This window comes from Chloroflexota bacterium (assembly GCA_020850535.1).
Lineage (GTDB): Bacteria > Chloroflexota > UBA6077 > UBA6077 > JACCZL01 > JADZEM01.
In genome coordinates, this window is record JADZEM010000070.1 from 1 (window position 1) to 18,762 (window position 18,762).

Consider the following 18,762-nt stretch of genomic DNA (forward strand, 5'->3'; position numbering starts at 1 on the left):
ACTGAAGTCCCCGCCTACAGTCACGCCGTCGCTGCGCGACGGCCGTCGGGCCCGGCCGGGGCTGGCGAGCCTGGAGCGTCGCGCAGCGACTGCAGGATGGTAGGCGGGGCTTTCAAGCCCCGACGCGGCGGCACGACGACATCAACATACGATTGCGCTGGTAGCAGCATCAGGGCGATTGCATGTTCATTGGTGCCCCCGAAGCATCATGGAACGGTCGGTCGGGGGTTGAAACCCCCGTCTACAGTCACACCGTCGCTGCGCGACGGCCGTCGGGAACGGCAGGCACTGGAGCGACTGGCGCGTCGCGCAGCGACTGCAGGATGGTAGGCGGGGCTTTCAAGCCCCGACGAGGCGGCACGACGACATCAACATGCAATCGCCATGGAACGTCGCTGGGGCCGCGCTCGTGTCCCACTCGATTTGCCGAAGTGCAAGACCGCCAGTATACTCACTCTCTTGGCGCCGCTCGGCGCCGGGAGGCTTCTCATGAGCAATTTCGAACTACGGGCCGAGCCGCGCTCCGTCGTCGGGAAGAAGGTTCGTTTCCTTCGCCGGCAGGGTGTGGTCCCGGCAAACGTCTACGGTCAGTCAGCTTCCACCCCGGTGCAGGTCGGCGCCAAGGATGTCGAGCAGACGATCCGCCGGGCTGGCCGCACCCATCTGGTGTCCCTGTCTGTGGGCAGCGAGAAGACGACCGTCCTGGTCAAGGACTGGCAGCGCCACCCCTACAAGGGTGAGTTGTTGCATGTGGACTTTGTCCGCGTGGCGATGAACCAGACGATGCGTATCGACGTGCCGGTGCGGCTGGTGGGCGAGGCCCCGGCCGTGAAGACGCTGGGCGGCATGGCGCTCCAGTCGCACGCGACGGTCAACGTCGAGTGCCTGCCGGCCGATCTGCCGGAGGCCATCGAGGTGGACATCACCGGGCTGGCCGAGATCGACGCCAGCATCTACGTTCGCGACCTGACCGCTCCGCAGGGCGTCACGATTCTCACCGACGGCGACGACCTCGTCGTCAAGATCATGGCCCCGACCGTCGAGGTCGAGGAGGCCGCCGAGGCTCCCGTCACCGCCGAGATCGGAGAGGGCGCTGAGGCCGAGGGCGAGTCCGAGTAGAGCCCCAGCCGGCGGGCCGACGCGGCTCGCCAACACTCCAGGAACGCGACAAGCCCCGCGTCAACTGACGCGGGGCTTGTCTGTGTCTCTCATTCCCCGGTGCCCGCCCATCACGTTCGGCGTGGCAGAGTACTACCGGCCGGATTGAGGCCGCAGGGCCAGCCCGAGATCCCGAAGCTGCGTCTCCTCGACGGGCGACGGCGCGCCCATCATCAGGTCCGCGGCGCTCTGGTTCTTCGGGAAGGCGATCACCTCGCGGATGCTGCGCTCGCGGGCCAGCAGCATCACCAGCCGGTCGATACCGGGCGCGATGCCGCCGTGCGGCGGCGCGCCAAGCTCGAACGCGCGGAGCATGTGCCCGAACCGCGTCTCGATCTGCTCGGCGTTGAGACCGAGCGCCCGGAAGACCGCCTGCTGGATGTCCTGGCGGTGGATCCGGATGCTGCCGCTCGCCAGCTCGAAGCCGTTCGCGATCAGGTCGTACGCCTTGGCGCGGACCCGCAGCGGATCCGACTCGATGAAGGGGATGTCCTCTTCCCAGGGCATCGTGAACGGATGGTGGACGAACGTCACGCCGCCGTTGTCGTCCGCCTCGAAGTAGGGGAACTCGGTGATAAAGCCGTAGGCCATCCGCGACTCGTCGATCAGCCCGAGGCGCGCGCCAAGCTCGTTGCGCAGCCGACCGAGCACGTTGCAGGCCATCGCGTAGTCGCCGGCCACCACCAGGAGCAGGTCGCCATCGCCGATCTTGCCAGCCGCCCGGATGGCGTCGATCTCGCCCTCACCCAGGTTGCGGGCGAACGACGAGCGGACCCCGTCTGCGCTGAAGGCGGCCCAGGCCAGCCCGCCCGCGCCGAACGACTTCGCCATCTCCTCCAGCTCGGAAAGCTGCCGCCGGCTGAAGCCGGCCGCGCCCGGCGCGACGATGGCGCGCACCACGCCCCCGCCCTCGACCGCCGACCGGAACACGCCGAAGCTGCTGCCCCGCGCGATGTCCGAGAGATCGACGATCTCCATGCCGAAGCGGAGATCGGGCTTGTCGTCGCCGTAGCGGTCCATCGCCTGCCGGTAGGTCAGACGGGTGAACGGCTTGTCGACCGTGAAATCGGTCAGCGACGCGGTCAGGCTGGTGAACAAGCGCTCGATCACGTCGAGGATGTCATCCTGATCGACGAAGCTCATCTCCAGGTCGAGCTGGGTGAACTCTGGCTGCCGATCGGCGCGAAGGTCTTCGTCGCGGAAACAGCGGGCGACCTGGAAGTAGCGGTCCACGCCAGCGACCATCAGCAGCTGCTTGAGCTGCTGGGGCGACTGCGGCAGCGCGTAGAACTCGCCCGGCCGCAGGCGGCTCGGCACGAGGTAGTCGCGCGCGCCTTCCGGCGTACTCTTCATCAGGACCGGCGTCTCGACTTCGAGGAAGCCCTCAGCGTCCAGGAAATCGCGGATGTGCTTGACGACCTTGTGCCGCAGCACGAGGTTCTGCGCCATCTTCGGACGGCGGAGGTCGAGGTAGCGGTAGCGAAGGCGAACCTGCTCGTCCACATCGCTGTCGTCGGCCACCGAGAACGGCAGCGGCTGCGATGGATTGAGGACCGTCAGACGGTCGGCCAGGATCTCGATCTCGCCGGTTGCCAGACTCGGGTTCTCCGTGCCCGGTGGACGACGGCTGACCTCGCCTTCGACCTCGAGGACGTACTCGGCGCGGCACTCGCTGGCGAGCGCGTGCGCCTCGGCTGCACGATCCGGGTTGAACACGAGCTGCACCAGGCCAGACCGATCCCGCAGGTCGCTGAAGATCAACCCGCCATGATCGCGGCTCCGATGAAGCCAACCCTGGAGAAGGACCCGGCGACCGACGTCGGCCGCGCTGACCTGACCGCATGTATGTGTTCTTCGCACGCCGGCATTATATCCGCTGCCTGTGCGCCGCCCGAGCCGCCGACGGAGTATGTCCTCCTGGCAGCCCGAGCAACCTGATCCGAGAACGCTGGCAGCGCGCGGCCCGATCCGTGCATCCTCAGGCAGTATGCCGCTGCCTGCAAACGCTGCCACCCTCGTCGATCTGCTGGTGCTGATTGTGGTCGGCGTCTACGTGCTGGAGGACGTCCGCTTCGGCTTCCTGCACGGGCTGGTGGAGCTGGCAGGGCTGCTGGTGGCGTTGCTGGCCGCGCTGCTGCTCTACCCTGCTGCGTCTGGCTGGCTGGTCGAGCAGTTCGGGCTGGGGTACGGTCTCGCCAAGCCGCTCGGCTTTGGGCTGGTCTGGACCGTGACCGGCTTCGTCTACGGCCTGACCGTCCGCCGGGTCGCCGCGTCCTCGGTGCGGGACATCGGCGGCTCGACGGCCGGACGGGCGCTCGGCCTCGTCACCGGGCTGATGCGCGGTGTCCTGGTCGGCATGCTCACGCTGTCGATCGTCTCGGCGCTGCCACTGCCCGACCCGATCACCGACGCCGTGCGGGACTCACAGCTCGGCTCGCGGCTGGCGGCCCGGGCCGAGAACGTGCAGCGGGCGCTCGGCGGCGTGGTCGGGGACGCCGTGCAGGAGTCCATCGCGATCCTGACCGTGCGGCCAGAGTCATCCGAGCGGGTGTCGCTCTCGTTCAAGGTGGCCGAGCCGCGCATCGACCCCGACGCCGAGGCCCAGATGCTGGCGCTGCTCAACCGCGCCCGCGCCGAGAACGGGCTGGAACCGGTCGTGCTGGACCCGACCATCCGTGAGGTCGCGCGGGGCTACTCGGTGACGATGTTTCAGCAGGGCTACTTCGCGCACGTGGGCACGGACGGCTCATCGCCCTTCGACCGGATGCGGGCCGGCGGGGTCAGCTTCCGGGCAGCAGGGGAGAACCTGGCGCTCGCGCCGACGGTCCAGGTGGCCCACGACGGCCTGATGAACAGCCCCGGCCACCGCGCGAACATCCTGAACGGTCGGTACAAGCGCATCGGCATCGGCGTGGCGGACGGCGGCATGCACGGCAAGATGTTCACCCAGAACTTCGCCGACTGACACAGCCCGCGCTAGCGATCTTTCGAGACGTCAAGCTCCTCCGCTGATGGAGGCTCGAAGATCCGCACCCACTCCATGAGATTTGATTCGGGAATCGAGAACGTGCTCTCGGGAGCCGCCGCATTCCTCGACCTGAGTCGTTCCAACAACTCGTCCTCCGAGGCAGAGGCGAAGTGCAGCTCGAAGTCGACCCCGAGCGCTCTGGCCCGGGACCGGAACTCCTCTCGTTGACTGCGGACCCAGCATCCGAAATCCAGGATGACATCCACCCCGAGCACCAGAACTCGCGCTGCCACGTCCCACATGAGCGCTTCCACCGCATCATGTCGTGCGTCATGCTCGGCTTCGTCGGACTCCGACATGCCGTCGCCGTAGTCATGCCCGAAAAGCCTGATGTGCCATTCGTCGGGAGTCAGCCGAAGCGCGGAGTATCTCGCCTCAAGCTGCCGAGCCAGCGTGGTCTTGCCGCTACACGGCAAACCGACCATCAGATGAAGTGTCGCCACGCGCTTCCACCCCATTCCACCGGATCTCTTGAGCCTCGCAAGCACACCTGAGTGCCACACCCGGCCGCTGCCAGGACGCTCTATCCCCGATCATGACGCCGGCGACCACGACGCCGTTCGTCTGCCTCCGGCGGGCTGTTTCGGCGCGGTCCCGCTCCGGCGTGTCACACTCTCTCTGTGAGCCAGGAACCCGCCCCTGAATCCCAGCGCCTGTCACCCGACGCCTCGGCCGGGCTGTACGTCCATTTTCCGTACTGCGTCTCGATCTGCAACTACTGCGACTTCGACCGGCAGGCGACGGGCTTCTCCGCGATCCCGCGCTACGTCCTGGCCGTGGCGCAGGAGATCCGCGCTCAGCGGCGACGGCCCGTCCACTCGGTCTTCTTCGGCGGCGGCACGCCCAGCCTGATGATGCCCGAGCAGTGTGCCACGATCCTGACGGCCGCCGCCGAGACGTTCGACCTGACCCCCGCGTGCGAGATCACCCTGGAGGCCAATCCCGGCGAGTGTACCGTCGAGCGGCTGAGCGGGTTCCGTGAGGTCGGCGTCAACCGCCTGAGCATCGGCGTGCAGAGCCTGGACGACGCGACGCTGCTGGCCCTCAGCCGGCGGCACACGGCTGATGAGGCTCGCGCGGCCGTCGCGGCGGCCCGTGCGGCCGGCTTCGACAACCTCAGCCTGGACTTCATGCTCGGATTGGCGGGCATGACGGTCAACACATGGCTCGCGACCCTCGACGCGGCCCTGGAGCCGCGGCCGGAACACCTCTCCTGCTACGTCCTGACGGTTGACGAGCGGGTGCCGATGGGCCGCGACGTGGCGCGGGGCACGCTGCTGCTGCCGCCTGACGACGAGATCGCGGAGCAGTACCTTGCCACCGGCCGCCGATTGGCCGAGGCCGGCTTCGCCCAGTACGAGGTCTCCAACTGGTCGCTGCCGGGCCGCGAGAGTCGGCATAACCTGACCTACTGGCGTGATGAACCGTACATCGGCGTCGGGGCGGGGGCGGCTGGCTGGGTTGACGGCGTCCGGACCAAGAACACGCCCTCGCCGAAGCGGTATATGGCGTCGGTGGCAGCGGGCAACGTCGAGCACGTCGAGGACGAGCGGCCGGACACGCTGACGCAGCTTGGCGATGCGCTGGCGGTCGGGCTGCGGCTCCGCGAGGGGATCGACCTCGATGAGACGGGCCGGCGCCTCGGCGTGGACGTGCGCGCGGCGACGGCCCCAGTGCTCGACGAGCTGCTGGAGGCCAACTGCCTGGAGTGGATGCCGAACGGTCGCCTGCGCGTGCAGGAGGACAGCATCCTGGTGACCAGCGAGTTGCTGGTGCGGCTCGAAGGCTCGCTTGCCGGCTACCGTGCCCGGCAGGCCCGCCCTCGCGACGCCGACCCGCTAGTAGTCGCGCACCCGTAGCTTCGCGAACAGCTCGCGCATCGGGCCGTCCTGCCCGGCCGGCACGGCCTCGCCCAGCAGCCGCTCGGCGCGGTCGAACCGCTCGTGCACCATCTGCGTGACCCGCGCGTGCACGCCCATCTCGTCCATCCAGCCGACCAGTTGGTCGACCGTCGGCTCGTCTGGCGTCTCGGCGGCATGCAGGATCTGGAGCAGCTCAGCGCGCAGCGAGCCAGTGGCCGTCGCAACGAGCTGCACCATCGGCAGCGCCTTCTTGCGGCTGCGAACATCGTCGCGGGCCGGCTTGCCCGTGATCTTCGGATCGCCCCAGACGCCGAGCAGATCGTCCTGCAGCTGGAAGGCGATGCCCAGTTCGCGGATGCAGTCGCTGATCCGCTGGATCGCGTCGGACGGGGCGCCGGCGGCCCACGCGCCGAGGGCCGCCGAGCAGGAGAGCAGCGCCGCCGTCTTGCGGGAGATCATCGCCTCGTACTGGTCGTAGGTGACGTCGGCGGCGGACTCCATCGCGAGGTCGAGGTACTGGCCCTCGACCAGCCGCACACAGGTGCGATTCAGCAGCAGCACGCCGTCCGCGAGGCGCGGGTGCGTCGCCGTGCCTTCCACCAGGGCCACCTGGGCCAGCGCAAAGAGCGCGTCCCCGACATTGATGCCCTGGGCCGGCCCCCACAGCTTCCAGATGGTGTCACGGTTGTGGCGCTGGTCGCTGACGTCCTGAATGTCGTCGTGCACCAGCGAGAAGTTGTGAATCAGCTCGATGGCGACGGCCGGTCCGCGCGCATCCTCGGCTTCGCCACCGTACGCCTCGCAGGCCAGAATGGCGAGGATCGGGCGAATCCGCTTGCCGGTGCGGGCTGGCGGGCTGAGCGGCGAGCCGTCAGCGTTCACCCAGCCGTGGTGATACGCCATCATCTGGTAGAACCGATCGGCCGGGCCACCGGTCTGCTCGACGTAGGGGCGCATCCAGCCGTCGATCTGGCGAATCAGGTCGTCGAGTCGCGCATCAAGCGTAGACACGGGAGCGAGTATAGCAGCGCCATGTGCCAGCGAACCGATGGACCTCACCCCGCTGCGCTGTGCGTGCTGGACGTGTGCAAGCCGGTGGGTGGTGAGCACCTCTTTGGACGCGAGGCACTCATGTGTTGACGCCCGAATCCGCCCCGAGGATCGTCGTGCTGACCGGCCCGACCGGGACCGGCAAGACCGCGCTGGCCGTGCAGCTGGTCGAGCGGTTCGGCGGCGAGGTCGTGTCCATCGACTCGCGCCAGATCTACAAGTACCTCGACATCGGCACCGCCAAGCCGACGCCCGAGGAGCTGGCCCGCGCGCCGCATCACCTGATCGACTACGTGGATCCGGCCACGTCCTTCTCGGTGACCCAGTACCGCGAAGATGCCGACCGGGTGCTGCTGGAGTTTGCCGCGAAGGGCAAGATCGCGTGGGTGGTGGGCGGCTCGTGGCACTATATCCAGGCCGTCGTCGACCGGATCGAGCCGCCGCAGGTGCCGCCGAACCCGGAACTGCGCGCCGAGCTTGAACGGGAGGCCGCCGAGCACGGCCCGGAGGCGCTCTACGCCCACCTGCTGGCGCTCGACCCGGCCTCCGCTGCCAGCATCGAGCGGCGCAACGTGCGGCGGATGGTGCGGGCGCTGGAAGTGACGATCACGCTCGGCCGGCCGTTCTCGGAGGTCGGGCAGGTGCGGGGGACGCCGCTGCCGGCCGTCCGGCTGGTGCTCTCGATGCCCCGCCCGGAGATCTACCGTCGGGTCGATCTGCGCGTAGACGCGATGATCGCGGCCGGCTGGCTGGACGAGGCACGTAGCCTGCTGGCGCGCGGCTATGACGAGACGTTGCCATCGATCTCGTCGCATGGCTATCGCGAGATGGTGGCCGTCGCGAAGGGGCGGATGACCCTGGAAGAGGCGGCCCAGAAGACCAAATGGGCGATCCACGCCTACGTGCGCCGCCAGACGGGCTGGCTCAAGTCGCAGCCGGGCTACCACTGGCTGGAAGCTGGCCCGAGCGCCCTGGATGACGCCTCAGCCCTGGCCGAGCCGTTCCTGTCGGGCCGCTGACCGCCGGTCCCGGCGTCGCAGCAGCAGCGTCACCACTGGTGCGACCAAAGCGGCGACGGCCTGTGAGATCGCAGCCTGTCCGATGATTCGGCTGAGCACCTCTGGCACAGCTGAGAACCACGTGGTGACAAACATCATGAATAGCGGCCAGATCAGTGACATGATCGTGTAGCTGATCGTACCGAGCATGATGCTGATGACTGGAGTCTCCATCTGCATTGCGACATCGCCACGATTCTCAAGATGTCTAAGCGTAAAGAGACTCCACTCCATCAGGCCAGCGATGACATACCACCATACGGCGATTTCAACAATCGCAACTCGACGTAAGCAGCGGCGAATCGCGAAGCCGAGTGTAAGCAGCACGATCCATGCACCGGCGATTGCAGCCGGGTCAAATGGATTGCGCGAGATGCTGGCGATCAACTCGGTCACGTTCGCCCGGCGGCCGGCTGCGGCGCTTGCGGATGGGACATGAAGGCACCCTCGTCCACGGACAACGTTGTGCCCGGGGCGAGGGTGCCATGTCAACGATTGGGCGTCGAGGTTACGCGAAGGCCGCCTTGATGCGGGCCAGCGCCTCGTCCAGGCGCGCGTCGGCGATGGTCAGCGAGATCCGGAAGAAGCCCTCGCCCTGCTCGCCGTAGCCACGGCCAGGGGTCACCACCACGCCAGCCTTGTCCAGCACTGCCGCCGCGAAGTCGGCCGAGGTCATCCCGGCCGGCGTCGGCGACCAGACGTAGAAGGTAGCCTTCGGCACGTCGGGATTGAGGCCGATGGCGCGCAGCGTCTCCAGCACCCGGTCGCGGCGGGCCTTGTACATCTCCATCAGCGCCCTGGAGCCGTCCTGCGGCCCCTCCAGCGCCGCGATGCCGGCGTACTGGATCGCGTTGAAGATGCCCGAGTCCGTGTTCTCCTTGACCTGGGAGATGCCGGCGATCAGGTCGGCGTTGCCAACAGCCATACCGATCCGCCAGCCGGTCATGTTGTACGGCTTCGACAGCGAGTTGAACTCGACCGCCACGTCCATCGCGCCCTCAGCTTCGAGGATGCTCACCGAGCGGTAGCCGTCAAACGTGACCTCGCTGTACGGGTGATCGTTCACCAGGATCACGTCGTACTTCTTGGCCCAGGCCACGGCCTCCTGCCAGAACTCCAGCGTGGCGACCGCCCCCGTCGGGTTGTTCGGGTAGCAGAGGAACAGCAGCTTCGCCGTCTTCGACAGCTCTTCGGGGATCTTGTCGAAGCGGGGCAGGAAGCCGTCCTCGCGCGAGAGCGGGATTCGCGCCACCTCCGCGCCGGCGAACACGGCGCTCGCGAAGTAGGCCGGGTAGCCGGGATCGGGCAGGATCGCCGTGTCGCCGGGGTTCAGCGTGGCGAGGCAGAGGTGGTGGTTCCCCTCCTTGCTGCCGATCAGCGCCAGGACTTCCTTCTCGGGGTCCAGCTTGACGCCGAAGCGCTGGTCGTACCATGTCGCAACCGACTGACGGAACTTGAGCATCCCCTTCTCTTCGTCGGTCGGGTAGACGTGGTTGGCCGGATCCTCGGCGGCCTGTTGCAACGCCTGGACGACGTGCGGCGGGGTCGGCTGGTCGGGGTCGCCGACGCCCAGGCTGATGACGTCCACGCCGCGCTCGCGGGCCTCGCGGATCTTGTTGCGAATCGTCACGAACAGGTACGGCGGCAGCTTGCCCAGCCGTTCGGCCTTCTGCACGGGGAGCCTCCCATTGCCCGCCCGGGCCTCATCTGCCGGTCACGCTGGCCGGGCGCGGGCGCTGACTCGATATGAATGGCGGTATCGTAGCAGACCCGTCGCAGGCCGTTCCGGTCGCCGAGAGGCGGTCAGAACAGGCTCAGACGGGCCGCACCCGTGGTACACTTTCCGGAGATTCGGCACGCAGCGTCGCTTGTCGAGACGGCTGGTTTTGGACTCGGGCCGGGCGGACACTGGGCCGCCGGCGGTACTCGTGGGGCGCGGCAGGCCGATCTGACAGCATCCCGCTGCTCGGACGGCCGATTTTTGTGCCGCCCACGCAGTGCGCCACGATGCCGTTCCCACATCAACGAATGCCAGCCACCATGGCGGAGGACACCGTGACAACCAGCGGACCAGAGGTCGGCAGGAGCAGCGAATCGCCGTTTGCCATCGCGCAGACGCAGTATGAGGTTGCCGCCGACCATCTTCGACTGAATCCCAGTGTGCGCGCCGTGCTCAGGGAGCCGCGCCGTGAGCTGACCGTGCACTTCCCGGTCGAAATGGACGACGGCAGCGTCGCCGTCTTCACCGGCTACCGCGTCCAGCACAGCCTGCATCGCGGGCCGGCCAAGGGCGGCATTCGCTACCACCCCGGCGTCACCCTGGACGAGGTCAAAGCGCTGGCGATGTGGATGACCTGGAAGTGCGCCGTCGTGCGGATCCCGTACGGGGGTGCGAAGGGCGCGGTCGTCTGCAACCCGAAGGAGCTCTCGCTGCGGGAGCTGGAGCGGCTGACCCGCCGCTACACCACCGAGATCTCGATCCTTCTCGGCCCCGAGAGCGACATCCCGGCCCCGGACCTGAACACCAATGCCCAGACGATGGCCTGGATGATGGACACGATCTCGATGCACCAGGGGTACTCGGTGCCGGGCGTGGTCACGGGCAAGCCGATCGCCATCGGCGGCTCGGAGGGGCGGCAGGACGCCACCGGACGTGGCCTCGTCTACTGTGTCCAGGAGGCCGCCAAGGCGATCAAGCTCGACCTCAAGGGCGCCAGAGTCGTCCTCCAGGGGTTCGGCAATGTCGGATCGGCGGCAGCCCGCTTCCTCAGCGAGGCCGGCGCGAAGATCGTCGCGATTGGCGACTCTGAGGGCGCCGTCTTCCGGGGCGACGGCATCGACCTCGGGCTGGCGCAGCGTCAGCGCCAGGAGACCGGCAGCATCGTCGGGACGCCGCGCACCGAGAGGATCGGCCGCGAGGCCCTGTTCGAGGTCGATTGCGACATCCTGGTGCCGGCCGCCATCGAGGGGCAGATCACCGTCCGCAACGTTCACAATGTCAAGGCGAAGCTGATCGCCGAGGGCGCAAACGGCCCCACTACCCCCGAAGCGGACCAGATCCTGCGCGAGCGCGGCGTCACGATCATCCCGGATATTCTCTGCAACGCCGGCGGCGTGACGGTCTCGTACTTCGAGTGGGTGCAGGACCGCGAGGCGTTCTTCTGGACGCTCGAAGAGATCAACGCCCGGCTGCGGCGGATCATGACCCGCGCCTTCGACGACGTGCTCCACATGTCCCGCGAGCACGAGGTGGACATGCGGACGGCGGCCTACATGCTGGCGGTCGGGCGCGTGGCCGAAGCGACGCTCACGCGGGGCATCTATCCGTAGGCTGCCGCGCGGGATCGTGTCGATCAGGCTGCTTCTGCGGGATCTCGGGCTCGCCGCCGTCGGGGCGGCGAGCCTGCTTGCGTACTGCTGGCTGCTGCCGAGCGTCACCTACCTGTCGTCCACCACGTACACACCGGTGGCTGCCAGCCTGCCGTTCACGCTGGCCAGCTTCGAGGATCCGGGGCCGGTCCCCGAACTGATCCCGGAGTCGGCGGCGCAACTGCACGCTGCTGCCGCCGTCGATCTGGCTATCGCGCTGACGGCGCTGTACCTCCTGTACGTCGTGGCGATGTGCCTGGGGCGTGGGCGGCTGACCGTCCTGGGTGTGACGGTCGTCTTCGGCGTGGCCGTGGCCGCGCAGGCCCTGATGGTCGTCTCGCCGTACGCCTTCTCGGGCGATGTCTACAGCTACGGGATGTACGGACGGATCTTCTCCGTGTACGGGCAGAGTCCATACAGCCAGACGCCCGCCCAATTTCCCGGCGATCCGTTCCTGCCGTACGTGTTCTGGATGCACGTCCCGAGCTTCTACGGTCCGCTCTGGACGCTCATCTCGGGGTGGATCGCCGCATCGGTCGGCGGCGACGTCGGGCTGGCGGTGGTGCTGTTCCGGCTGGTCGAGTCGGCGAGCGTGCTGGGGGCCGCCCTGCTGGTGCTGTTGCTGCTCCGCCACAACGACCCTGAGCGGGCGCTCGCGGGCACGATCTTGCTGGCCTGGAGTCCGTTCGTCATCGTCGAGTCGGGCCTGGGGGCGCACAACGACGCCCTGATGGCCGCGCTGATCGTGTTCGGGCTGGTGCTGGCATGGCAGCGGCCGGGCATCTTCTCGACGGTCTCGGTTGGCGCGGTGGTGCTGGCCGGGCTGGTCAAGGCAACGGCGCTGGCGCTGTTGCCGCTGTTGGGGATCTACCTGCTGCGGCGCTCGCCATCCTGGCTGGCCCGCTTCGGGGTCGTGCTCGTCGCCGGACTGCTGACCGTCGGCATCGGGACGGCCATCGTCTGGCCGGTCTGGGCCGGCCCGGCCACGTTCGCCGTCGGAACGCTCGGGTCTGGCGCGGATCGCTACGTCAACAGCCTTGCCGAGCCAGCCCTGGGCGAGATCCGCAAGTCGCTCGGGGCCTCGACGGACGATCTTGAGGTGCCGCTCCAGTTCGGCGGCTGGTGGGTTGGGACGCACACCGACACGGTGATGCACGAGACCCGCGCGCCCGACTCCACGGTCGTGCAGCCGCTGCCGGCCTGGACGAGCCTGCTGGTGGTCGGTCCGGAGCGCGACAAGCGCCTACGCGTCTACGACCCGCTCACCGAGCGCATCGGGTACGCGGACGTGGCGTTTCTCGGACCCATCGACGCGCCGCCGGAGTACGCCGACGACCATATCGTGCAGGCGCTGATCGTCGGGCCGGTCGGCTCGTGGACGCTCCAGGAGGCCAACCGTCAGATTCGGATAGTCGGCTGGGGGGCGTTCGCGCTGGCGATGCTCCTGGCGCTGATCTTCGGGACGCGCTCGCCGGCCGGCCTCGCCACGGCCTGGGTCGGGGTCTGCCTGGTGCTGGAGTACGTCACGCTGACGTGGTTCTGGCCCTGGTACGTCCTCTGGGGGCTGATGCCGGCCGCGCTGGTCCCTCGCTCACGGTTGACGCGCCTGACCGTCTATCTCGGCTGGGGCGTCCTGCTGGCCTACTCGCTGATGGGGTTCCAGGATGGTCGCTTCTGGTATCTCCACAACTTCCGGGCCATCCCGATGTTCGGCCTGCCGCTGGTGCTGTTCCTGCTGGACGAGCTGCTGCGCGGCATCTGGTGGACGGGCGCCCTGACGTGGCGACGCCTACGCGCGCCACGCCCGATTTCGCTAGAATCGCGGCGAGCCGACCGCGCCCGAGAAACGGTCACCGCTCGCCTGAGTTGACCGTTCACTATGATGCAGGCGGGCGGAGTCTCCCCGCGGCGGGCTCCGGCGGCGGGCTTGTCCCGGAATATCCGGGACATTCTGCATAGTTCTGCATAGATTTCCCTAGATTTTCTGTGGTAGCCTATGTCCGGCACGGGCGACGACTGCCTGCGTTCTGACGTTCACTCGACGGTAACACTCCCCTCTTCTGCCCCATCCCCGCATCGCTCCCCCTCTCTCCCCTCCAATGCAATGTCCCGGCCCCCGAGGAGACGGCATGCAGCTCTTGCAGATCGGCCTGGATCACGCCACTGCCGATGTGACTATCCGCGAGCGACTGGCAATCCAGAGCGTCGATCTTCCGGCCGTGCTGGACGACTTGCGCCAGATCGCGATGGATGCCGTTGTCCTTTCGACCTGCAACCGCGTCGAGGTCTATGTGCTGGCCGGCGACGCCCCAGCTTGCGCCGAATCGGTGACAGCGTACCTCGCCAGCCGCGGCGGCTTGACCGACGCGCAGGTTCGCGGCGCGACGGTTCGGCGTTTCGGGGCGGATGCAGTACGTCATCTCTGCCGCGTGGCGACCGGGCTGGAGTCGATGATCCTGGGAGAGCCGGAGATCGCCGGGCAGGTGCGGACGGCTCAGGCGAACGCGAACGCCGATGGCGCGGCCTCGGTGGTGATGCGCCGGCTGTTCGACGATGCGCTGCGGGTGGCGGGACAGGTCCGGGCCGAGAGCGGCATCGGGCGGCACGCCGTCTCGGTCAGCACGGCGGCGATCCGCCTCGCCGAGCGGACGATGGGCGGACTTGGCGGCAAGGTCACCCTGGTGATCGGCGCGGGAAGCGTTGGGAAGTCGGCGGCCCGGGTGCTGGCCCAGAGCGGCGCGTCTTCGGTGATCGTGTCGAGCCGGCGGATCGAGTCGGCACGGGCCGTGGCGCGCGAGGTCGGCTGCGAGGCTGCCACCATCGAGACGCTGCCGGACGCGCTGGCCGTGGCCGACCTGGTGATCGGCGCGACCTCAGCGCCGCACTTCGTGGTGCACGCCGATGCCGTGCGGCAGGCGATGCTGACTCGTGCTGACCGGCCGCTGGTGCTGGTTGACGTGGCCGTCCCGCGCGACATCGATCCGGACATCCGTGACGTGCCGGGCTGCACCGTGTTCGACGTGGACGACCTCAAGGCCGCCCGCGAGGCCAGCATCGCCGCCCGGAAACTGGCCGCCGTGGACGCCGAGGCGTACATCGAGCGGACGGTGGACCGGTTCATGACCTGGCTGCAGGGTCGGATGGTCGCCTCGGTGGTGGCCGATCTGGTGGCGCATGCCGAGCGGGTCCGGCAGCAGGAAGTCGAGCGCGGGCTGTCGCTGCACGGCGCGACTACGGATCGCGAGCGGGCCTTGGTCGAGGCCACGACGGCGGCCATCGTCAAGAAGCTGCTGCACCAGCCGATTGTCGAGGTGAAGCGGCGCAGCTCGGGCGAGGACGGCCAGCTCTGGGCGAAGGCGCTCGGCGAACTGTTCGCCCTGACTGGCAGCCGCCCAGCGACGCCGGCCATGCCCGGCCTCGTCGGGGCGACCTCGAACGCCAAAGGCGCTGTCAGCTAGGCGCGTGCGCTGACCCAACCACCGCAACGGTAAGAGACGTTCCGGGCCAGCGGACGCCATTGGGAGGGTGGTCCGGGCAACGTCTGGGAGGAGAGACGGATGTCTGGACAGGTGACGGCGATCACCGCCGAGTCAGAGCGACCGCGCGACGCTTCCGCGGCCCTGGAGGCCCGCGCCCTCAAGCGCATTCCCGCCGGTGTGAACAGCCCGGTGCGGGCGTTCAAAGCCGTGGGCGGCGGCCCGGTCTACATTAGACGTGGGTTCGGCGCGACGGTCGAAGACGTGGACGGCAACCGCTACATCGACTATCTCGCGTCCTGGGGGCCGTTGATCCTCGGGCACGCCCACCCGACCGTCGTCGCGGCGATTCAGGAGGCGGCGGCGTACGGGACGAGCTTCGGCGCGCCGACCGAGCGCGAGGTGCTGCTGGCCGAGCTGATTCAGGAGGCGATGCCGAGCCTGGAGCTGATGCGGCTGGTCAGCTCCGGCACCGAGGCCTGCATGAGCGCGCTGCGGGTGGCCCGCGCCTTCACCGGACGCTCGAAGATCCTGAAGTTCGATGGCTGTTACCATGGCCACGCCGACAGCTTGCTGGTCAAGGCCGGCTCCGGCGCGCTGACCTTCGGCACGCCGGACAGCGCAGGCGTCTCGGAGGCCGTGGCCGCCGAGACGATCTCGACGCCGTACAACGACCTGGAAGCTGTGCGGGGCGCGTTCGAGAAGTTCCCGGGGCAGATCGCCGCCGTGATCGTGGAGCCGATTGCCGCGAACATGGGCGTGATCCCGCCGGCAGACGGCTTCCTGGCCGGCCTGCGCGAGGTCACGAAGCGGCACGGTGCACTCCTGATCTTCGACGAGGTCGTGAGCGGCTTCCGGCTCGGGCTGGGCGGGGCGCAGGCGGCGTTCAACATCGCGCCTGACCTGACCTGCCTGGGCAAGATCGTGGGCGGCGGGATGCCGCTGGCGGCGTACGGTGGCCGCCGCGACATCATGGAGGTGCTGGCCCCACTGGGGCCGGCCTACCAGGCTGGCACGCTCTCGGGGAACCCGGTGGCGACGGCGGCCGGCCTCGCGACCATCCAGGTGCTCAAGGAGACGGACCCATACGCGAAGCTTGACGCGCTGGCCGGCCGGCTGGCTGCCGGCCTCGAAGCCGGCGCGAAGGCGGCGGGCGTGCCGCTCCAGGTCTCACGGGTCGGCTCGATGATGACGGGCTTCTTCTCGTCCGCCCGGCCGACAGATTACACCAGCGCGCTCTCTGCCGACCGCGAGCAGTATGGTCGGTACTTCCGGGCGATGCTGGCCGGCGGCGTCTACCTCGCGCCGTCGCAGTTCGAGGCGGGCTTCGTCTCAGCGGCCCACACCGAGGCCGACATCGACAGGACCATCGAGCTGGCCGGCAAGGCGCTGGCCGGCCGCTGACCGGCTGGGAGGGGCGACGGCCCCTCCTGCGCTACCACTGCTCGCCGCTGTCAGTCTTTCGCGATCCGCAGCAGGATCTCGACGAGCTTCTCGGGGGCGGTGACGTTCGGGCTGTGGGTGGCGTCGATCTCCTCGTACTGCCAGCCTGGCTCGCCACGGGCGCGCGCCGCGAACTGCCCGAACACGTCGCCGGGGCGGATCTGCAGGCAGTAGATGTAGACGCGGGGCAGCTTTTCGACCGCGCCCGTCAGCGAGATCGGCTCTTCGAACGTCTTGCGCGGCTGTGGCCCACGGCGGTCGGCCAGCCACGCCTTGTCGGCGTCTGACGCGTCGGCCGAGGTCGGCATCGGCGGCACCAGCCAGCCCTCTGGCTCGGGCGGCCCGCCGGTCGGTGCGTCCGGCGGCGCGTCGGCCGGCCGCTGGGTCAGGTCCGACAGCGACTGCCCGTCTCGCGGCACGAAGGCGTCGAGGTAGACGACCTTGCGGATGCGCTCGCTCGCACGGTCCGCGACCCCGGTGGCGACCATGCCGCCGTAACTGTGCCCCAGCAGGATCACGTCGTGCAGATCCTCGTAGAAGAGGGTGTTCACGACATCCTGAATGTGAGTGGAGAGGTTGACCTCGGGTGTGGCGAGGTGCGACCGCTCGCCCAGGCCCGTGTAGCTCGGCGTGAAGACCTCATGGCCGGCCGCTCGCAGGAGCGGCCGGACCTTCTTCCAGGCGAAGCCCGACGACCAGGCTCCGTGCGCGACGACAAACGTAGCCACCATCGTCCCCCGATCAGGCCGTCGCCGACGCCGTCGCCGGCGCGCCCGTCAGGTCCGCCACCTTCGGCATCACGTCCTGCGCCAGCAGCGTCATCGAACGGTCCCAGATCGCGAAGTCATCCCATTCGGCGGCCAGGGCCAGCACGCCGCCGAACCCGCCGACCTCGTCGTAGAGGGCGCGCAGCTTCGCGGCGACGGTGTCAGGGTCTCCGACGATGAAGATGCCGCTGTCGATCATGTACTCGGTGCTGAGGTCGCTGTCGGGCATCGACGTATCGACCTTCAGAGCGTTCAAGCCTCGTCCCTGTCCCAGCAGCGGGATGAAGTAGTCCGTGAAGTCGCGGTCGATCGCGCCGGAGAGCGCCTCGGCCCTGGCCTGCGCGTTCGTCTCCGAGACGTGGATCGTCCGCGAGATGCGCCAGTCCGAGCGGCTCGGCGTGCGGCCGGCCCGCGCGGCGGCATCGGCGAAGCTCGTCCAGTGCGTCTTCAGCACGCGCGGCGGCACGAAGTTGATGCTGATCGGCCACCAGCCGCGCTCGCCGGCCATCGTCAGCGTGTCCGACTTCTCGGAGACGCCAGCCACGGCGATCGGCGGGTGCGGCTGCTGGAACGGCTTGATGTGCAGGTGCTTGGCGACCGTCATGTCTGGCTCAGGGACCGTGTATTTCCAGGTCTGCGATGCGTAAGAGCCCGGGTCCGCGCCGGCCCACAACCCGAGCACGGCGTCGACGGCCTCGGCTGTGATCTTGCGCTGGATGCCCGTCGTCGGGTCGATGTCCATGACCTGGAAGTCGCCGATGAAGCCGCCCGAGCCGACCCCCCACATAAAGCGTCCCCGCGCCATGTGGTCGAGCTGGGCGATGCGATGCGCCAGGTGGAACGGGTTGTGGTTCGGGAGGCAGGTGACGCCAGTGCCAAGCTGAATCTGCTTGGTGCGCTGGAGCGCCGCCGCGATGAAGATCTCCGGCGACGGGATGTTCTCCCACTCGGCAGTGAAGTGCTCGCCGATCCAGGCCTCATTGAAGCCCAGCTCGTCAAGACGCTGGACCTGTCGCAGGTCGTGGTCGAGCGTATCCGCCAGGAACGACCCGGGCGGATGCATCGGCATCATGAAGTATCCGTAGCGCATGGTGCTCTTCTCCTGGCGCAGTTTCGTCCTGCGCCGCTCCGCTGGATCGCGGCCCGCGACGGTCGGTCCCGAGGCTGCCGGGTGGCATCCGTGGAGGATGGCCTGCCGACGACCTGCGTCGGGCCGGCGAGCCTGAGGACGAGCGTGCCAGAAACGGCGTCGTCGCCGATGGTGCGGGCAGCCGGCCGGATGTCGCGCCCTGGCCCGTGGCAGGCACGATACCTATCCTCTCGGGCAGCCGTCAATGTCTCGCGCGGCATAGCCAGGGCGATTGCATGTTGATGTCGTCGTGCCGCCGCGTCGGGGCTTGAAAGCCCCGCCTACCAGCCTGCAGTCGCTGCGCGACGCTCCAGTCGCACCAGTGCCTGCCGTTCCCGGCGGCCGTCGCGCAGCGACGGCATGACTGTAGGCGGGGACTTCAGTCCCCGACCGCCCGTTCCATGATGCTTCGGGGACACCAA

At 68.5% G+C, this 18,762-nt stretch carries 15 protein-coding genes; 8 read left to right on the forward strand and 7 right to left on the reverse strand.

All coding sequences use genetic code 11. The annotated features are described in order from the left end of the window. The first annotated feature begins 489 nt into the window (after positions 1–489). Complete coding sequence (locus IT306_10590; protein MCC7368861.1) at positions 490–1,119, forward strand: 50S ribosomal protein L25; 630 nt, start codon at positions 490–492, stop codon at positions 1,117–1,119. Positions 1,120–1,251: 132 nt separating this feature from the next. On the opposite strand, the gene aspS is transcribed toward IT306_10590, so the two are convergent. Beyond that, positions 1,252–3,018 carry an aspartate--tRNA ligase gene (aspS, locus tag IT306_10595; GenBank protein MCC7368862.1) on the reverse strand — a complete coding sequence of 589 codons (1,767 nt, stop codon included), beginning with the start codon at positions 3,016–3,018 and terminating at the stop codon, positions 1,252–1,254. 127 nt (positions 3,019–3,145) lie between these two features. Between aspS and IT306_10600 the strand changes: the two genes are divergently transcribed. Beyond that, the gene (locus IT306_10600) at positions 3,146–4,123 is read left to right on the forward strand and encodes a CvpA family protein (GenBank protein MCC7368863.1); all 978 of its coding nucleotides are present in this window, start codon (positions 3,146–3,148) and stop codon (positions 4,121–4,123) included. A gap of 11 nt (positions 4,124–4,134) precedes the next feature. Here IT306_10600 and IT306_10605 read toward each other — a convergent pair whose 3' ends face one another. Then, the gene (locus IT306_10605; protein MCC7368864.1) at positions 4,135–4,611 is read right to left on the reverse strand and encodes an AAA family ATPase; all 477 of its coding nucleotides are present in this window, start codon (positions 4,609–4,611) and stop codon (positions 4,135–4,137) included. 195 nt (positions 4,612–4,806) lie between these two features. Between IT306_10605 and hemW the strand changes: the two genes are divergently transcribed. Beyond that, positions 4,807–6,045, forward strand: coding sequence for a radical SAM family heme chaperone HemW (gene hemW / locus IT306_10610; protein MCC7368865.1), 1,239 nt, complete (start codon positions 4,807–4,809; stop codon positions 6,043–6,045). Here the strand turns inward: hemW and IT306_10615 are convergent. Continuing rightward, positions 6,025–7,059 carry a polyprenyl synthetase family protein gene (locus IT306_10615; GenBank protein ID MCC7368866.1) on the reverse strand — a complete coding sequence of 345 codons (1,035 nt, stop codon included), beginning with the start codon at positions 7,057–7,059 and terminating at the stop codon, positions 6,025–6,027. The genes hemW and IT306_10615 overlap by 21 nt on opposite strands. A gap of 122 nt (positions 7,060–7,181) precedes the next feature. Between IT306_10615 and miaA the strand changes: the two genes are divergently transcribed. Then, positions 7,182–8,117, forward strand: a complete 936-nt coding sequence (gene miaA / locus IT306_10620) for a tRNA (adenosine(37)-N6)-dimethylallyltransferase MiaA (GenBank protein MCC7368867.1) — start codon at positions 7,182–7,184, stop codon at positions 8,115–8,117. On the opposite strand, the gene IT306_10625 is transcribed toward miaA, so the two are convergent. Further along, positions 8,082–8,552 (reverse strand): hypothetical protein, encoded by a 471-nt coding sequence (locus tag IT306_10625; protein ID MCC7368868.1) that lies wholly within the window; start codon positions 8,550–8,552, stop codon positions 8,082–8,084. The two genes, miaA and IT306_10625, sit on opposite strands and share 36 nt — an antisense overlap. A 112-nt stretch (positions 8,553–8,664) precedes the next feature. Continuing rightward, a complete protein-coding gene (locus IT306_10630; protein MCC7368869.1) occupies positions 8,665–9,831 on the reverse strand; it encodes an LL-diaminopimelate aminotransferase in 1,167 nt (388 codons plus the stop codon). Positions 9,832–10,196: 365 nt separating this feature from the next. Here IT306_10630 and IT306_10635 point away from each other — a divergent pair, with 365 nt between their 5' ends. The 4 genes from IT306_10635 (at position 10,197) to hemL (ending at position 16,405) form a co-directional block, all read left to right on the forward strand. Next, a complete protein-coding gene (locus tag IT306_10635; protein MCC7368870.1) occupies positions 10,197–11,486 on the forward strand; it encodes a Glu/Leu/Phe/Val dehydrogenase in 1,290 nt (429 codons plus the stop codon). Between the two features lie 16 nt (positions 11,487–11,502). Next, positions 11,503–13,395, forward strand: a complete 1,893-nt coding sequence (locus IT306_10640; protein MCC7368871.1) for a hypothetical protein — start codon at positions 11,503–11,505, stop codon at positions 13,393–13,395. 259 nt (positions 13,396–13,654) lie between these two features. Continuing rightward, positions 13,655–14,983: a glutamyl-tRNA reductase gene (locus tag IT306_10645; GenBank protein ID MCC7368872.1), complete on the forward strand. Its 1,329-nt coding sequence runs from the start codon at positions 13,655–13,657 to the stop codon at positions 14,981–14,983. A gap of 99 nt (positions 14,984–15,082) precedes the next feature. After that, a complete protein-coding gene (gene hemL / locus IT306_10650; GenBank protein MCC7368873.1) occupies positions 15,083–16,405 on the forward strand; it encodes a glutamate-1-semialdehyde 2,1-aminomutase in 1,323 nt (440 codons plus the stop codon). A 50-nt stretch (positions 16,406–16,455) separates the two neighbouring features. Here the strand turns inward: hemL and IT306_10655 are convergent, their stop codons facing one another. Continuing rightward, a complete protein-coding gene (locus IT306_10655; protein MCC7368874.1) occupies positions 16,456–17,175 on the reverse strand; it encodes an alpha/beta hydrolase in 720 nt (239 codons plus the stop codon). A 10-nt stretch (positions 17,176–17,185) separates the two neighbouring features. Beyond that, positions 17,186–18,301, reverse strand: a complete 1,116-nt coding sequence (locus tag IT306_10660; GenBank protein ID MCC7368875.1) for an LLM class flavin-dependent oxidoreductase — start codon at positions 18,299–18,301, stop codon at positions 17,186–17,188. Positions 18,302–18,762 lie beyond the last annotated feature (461 nt).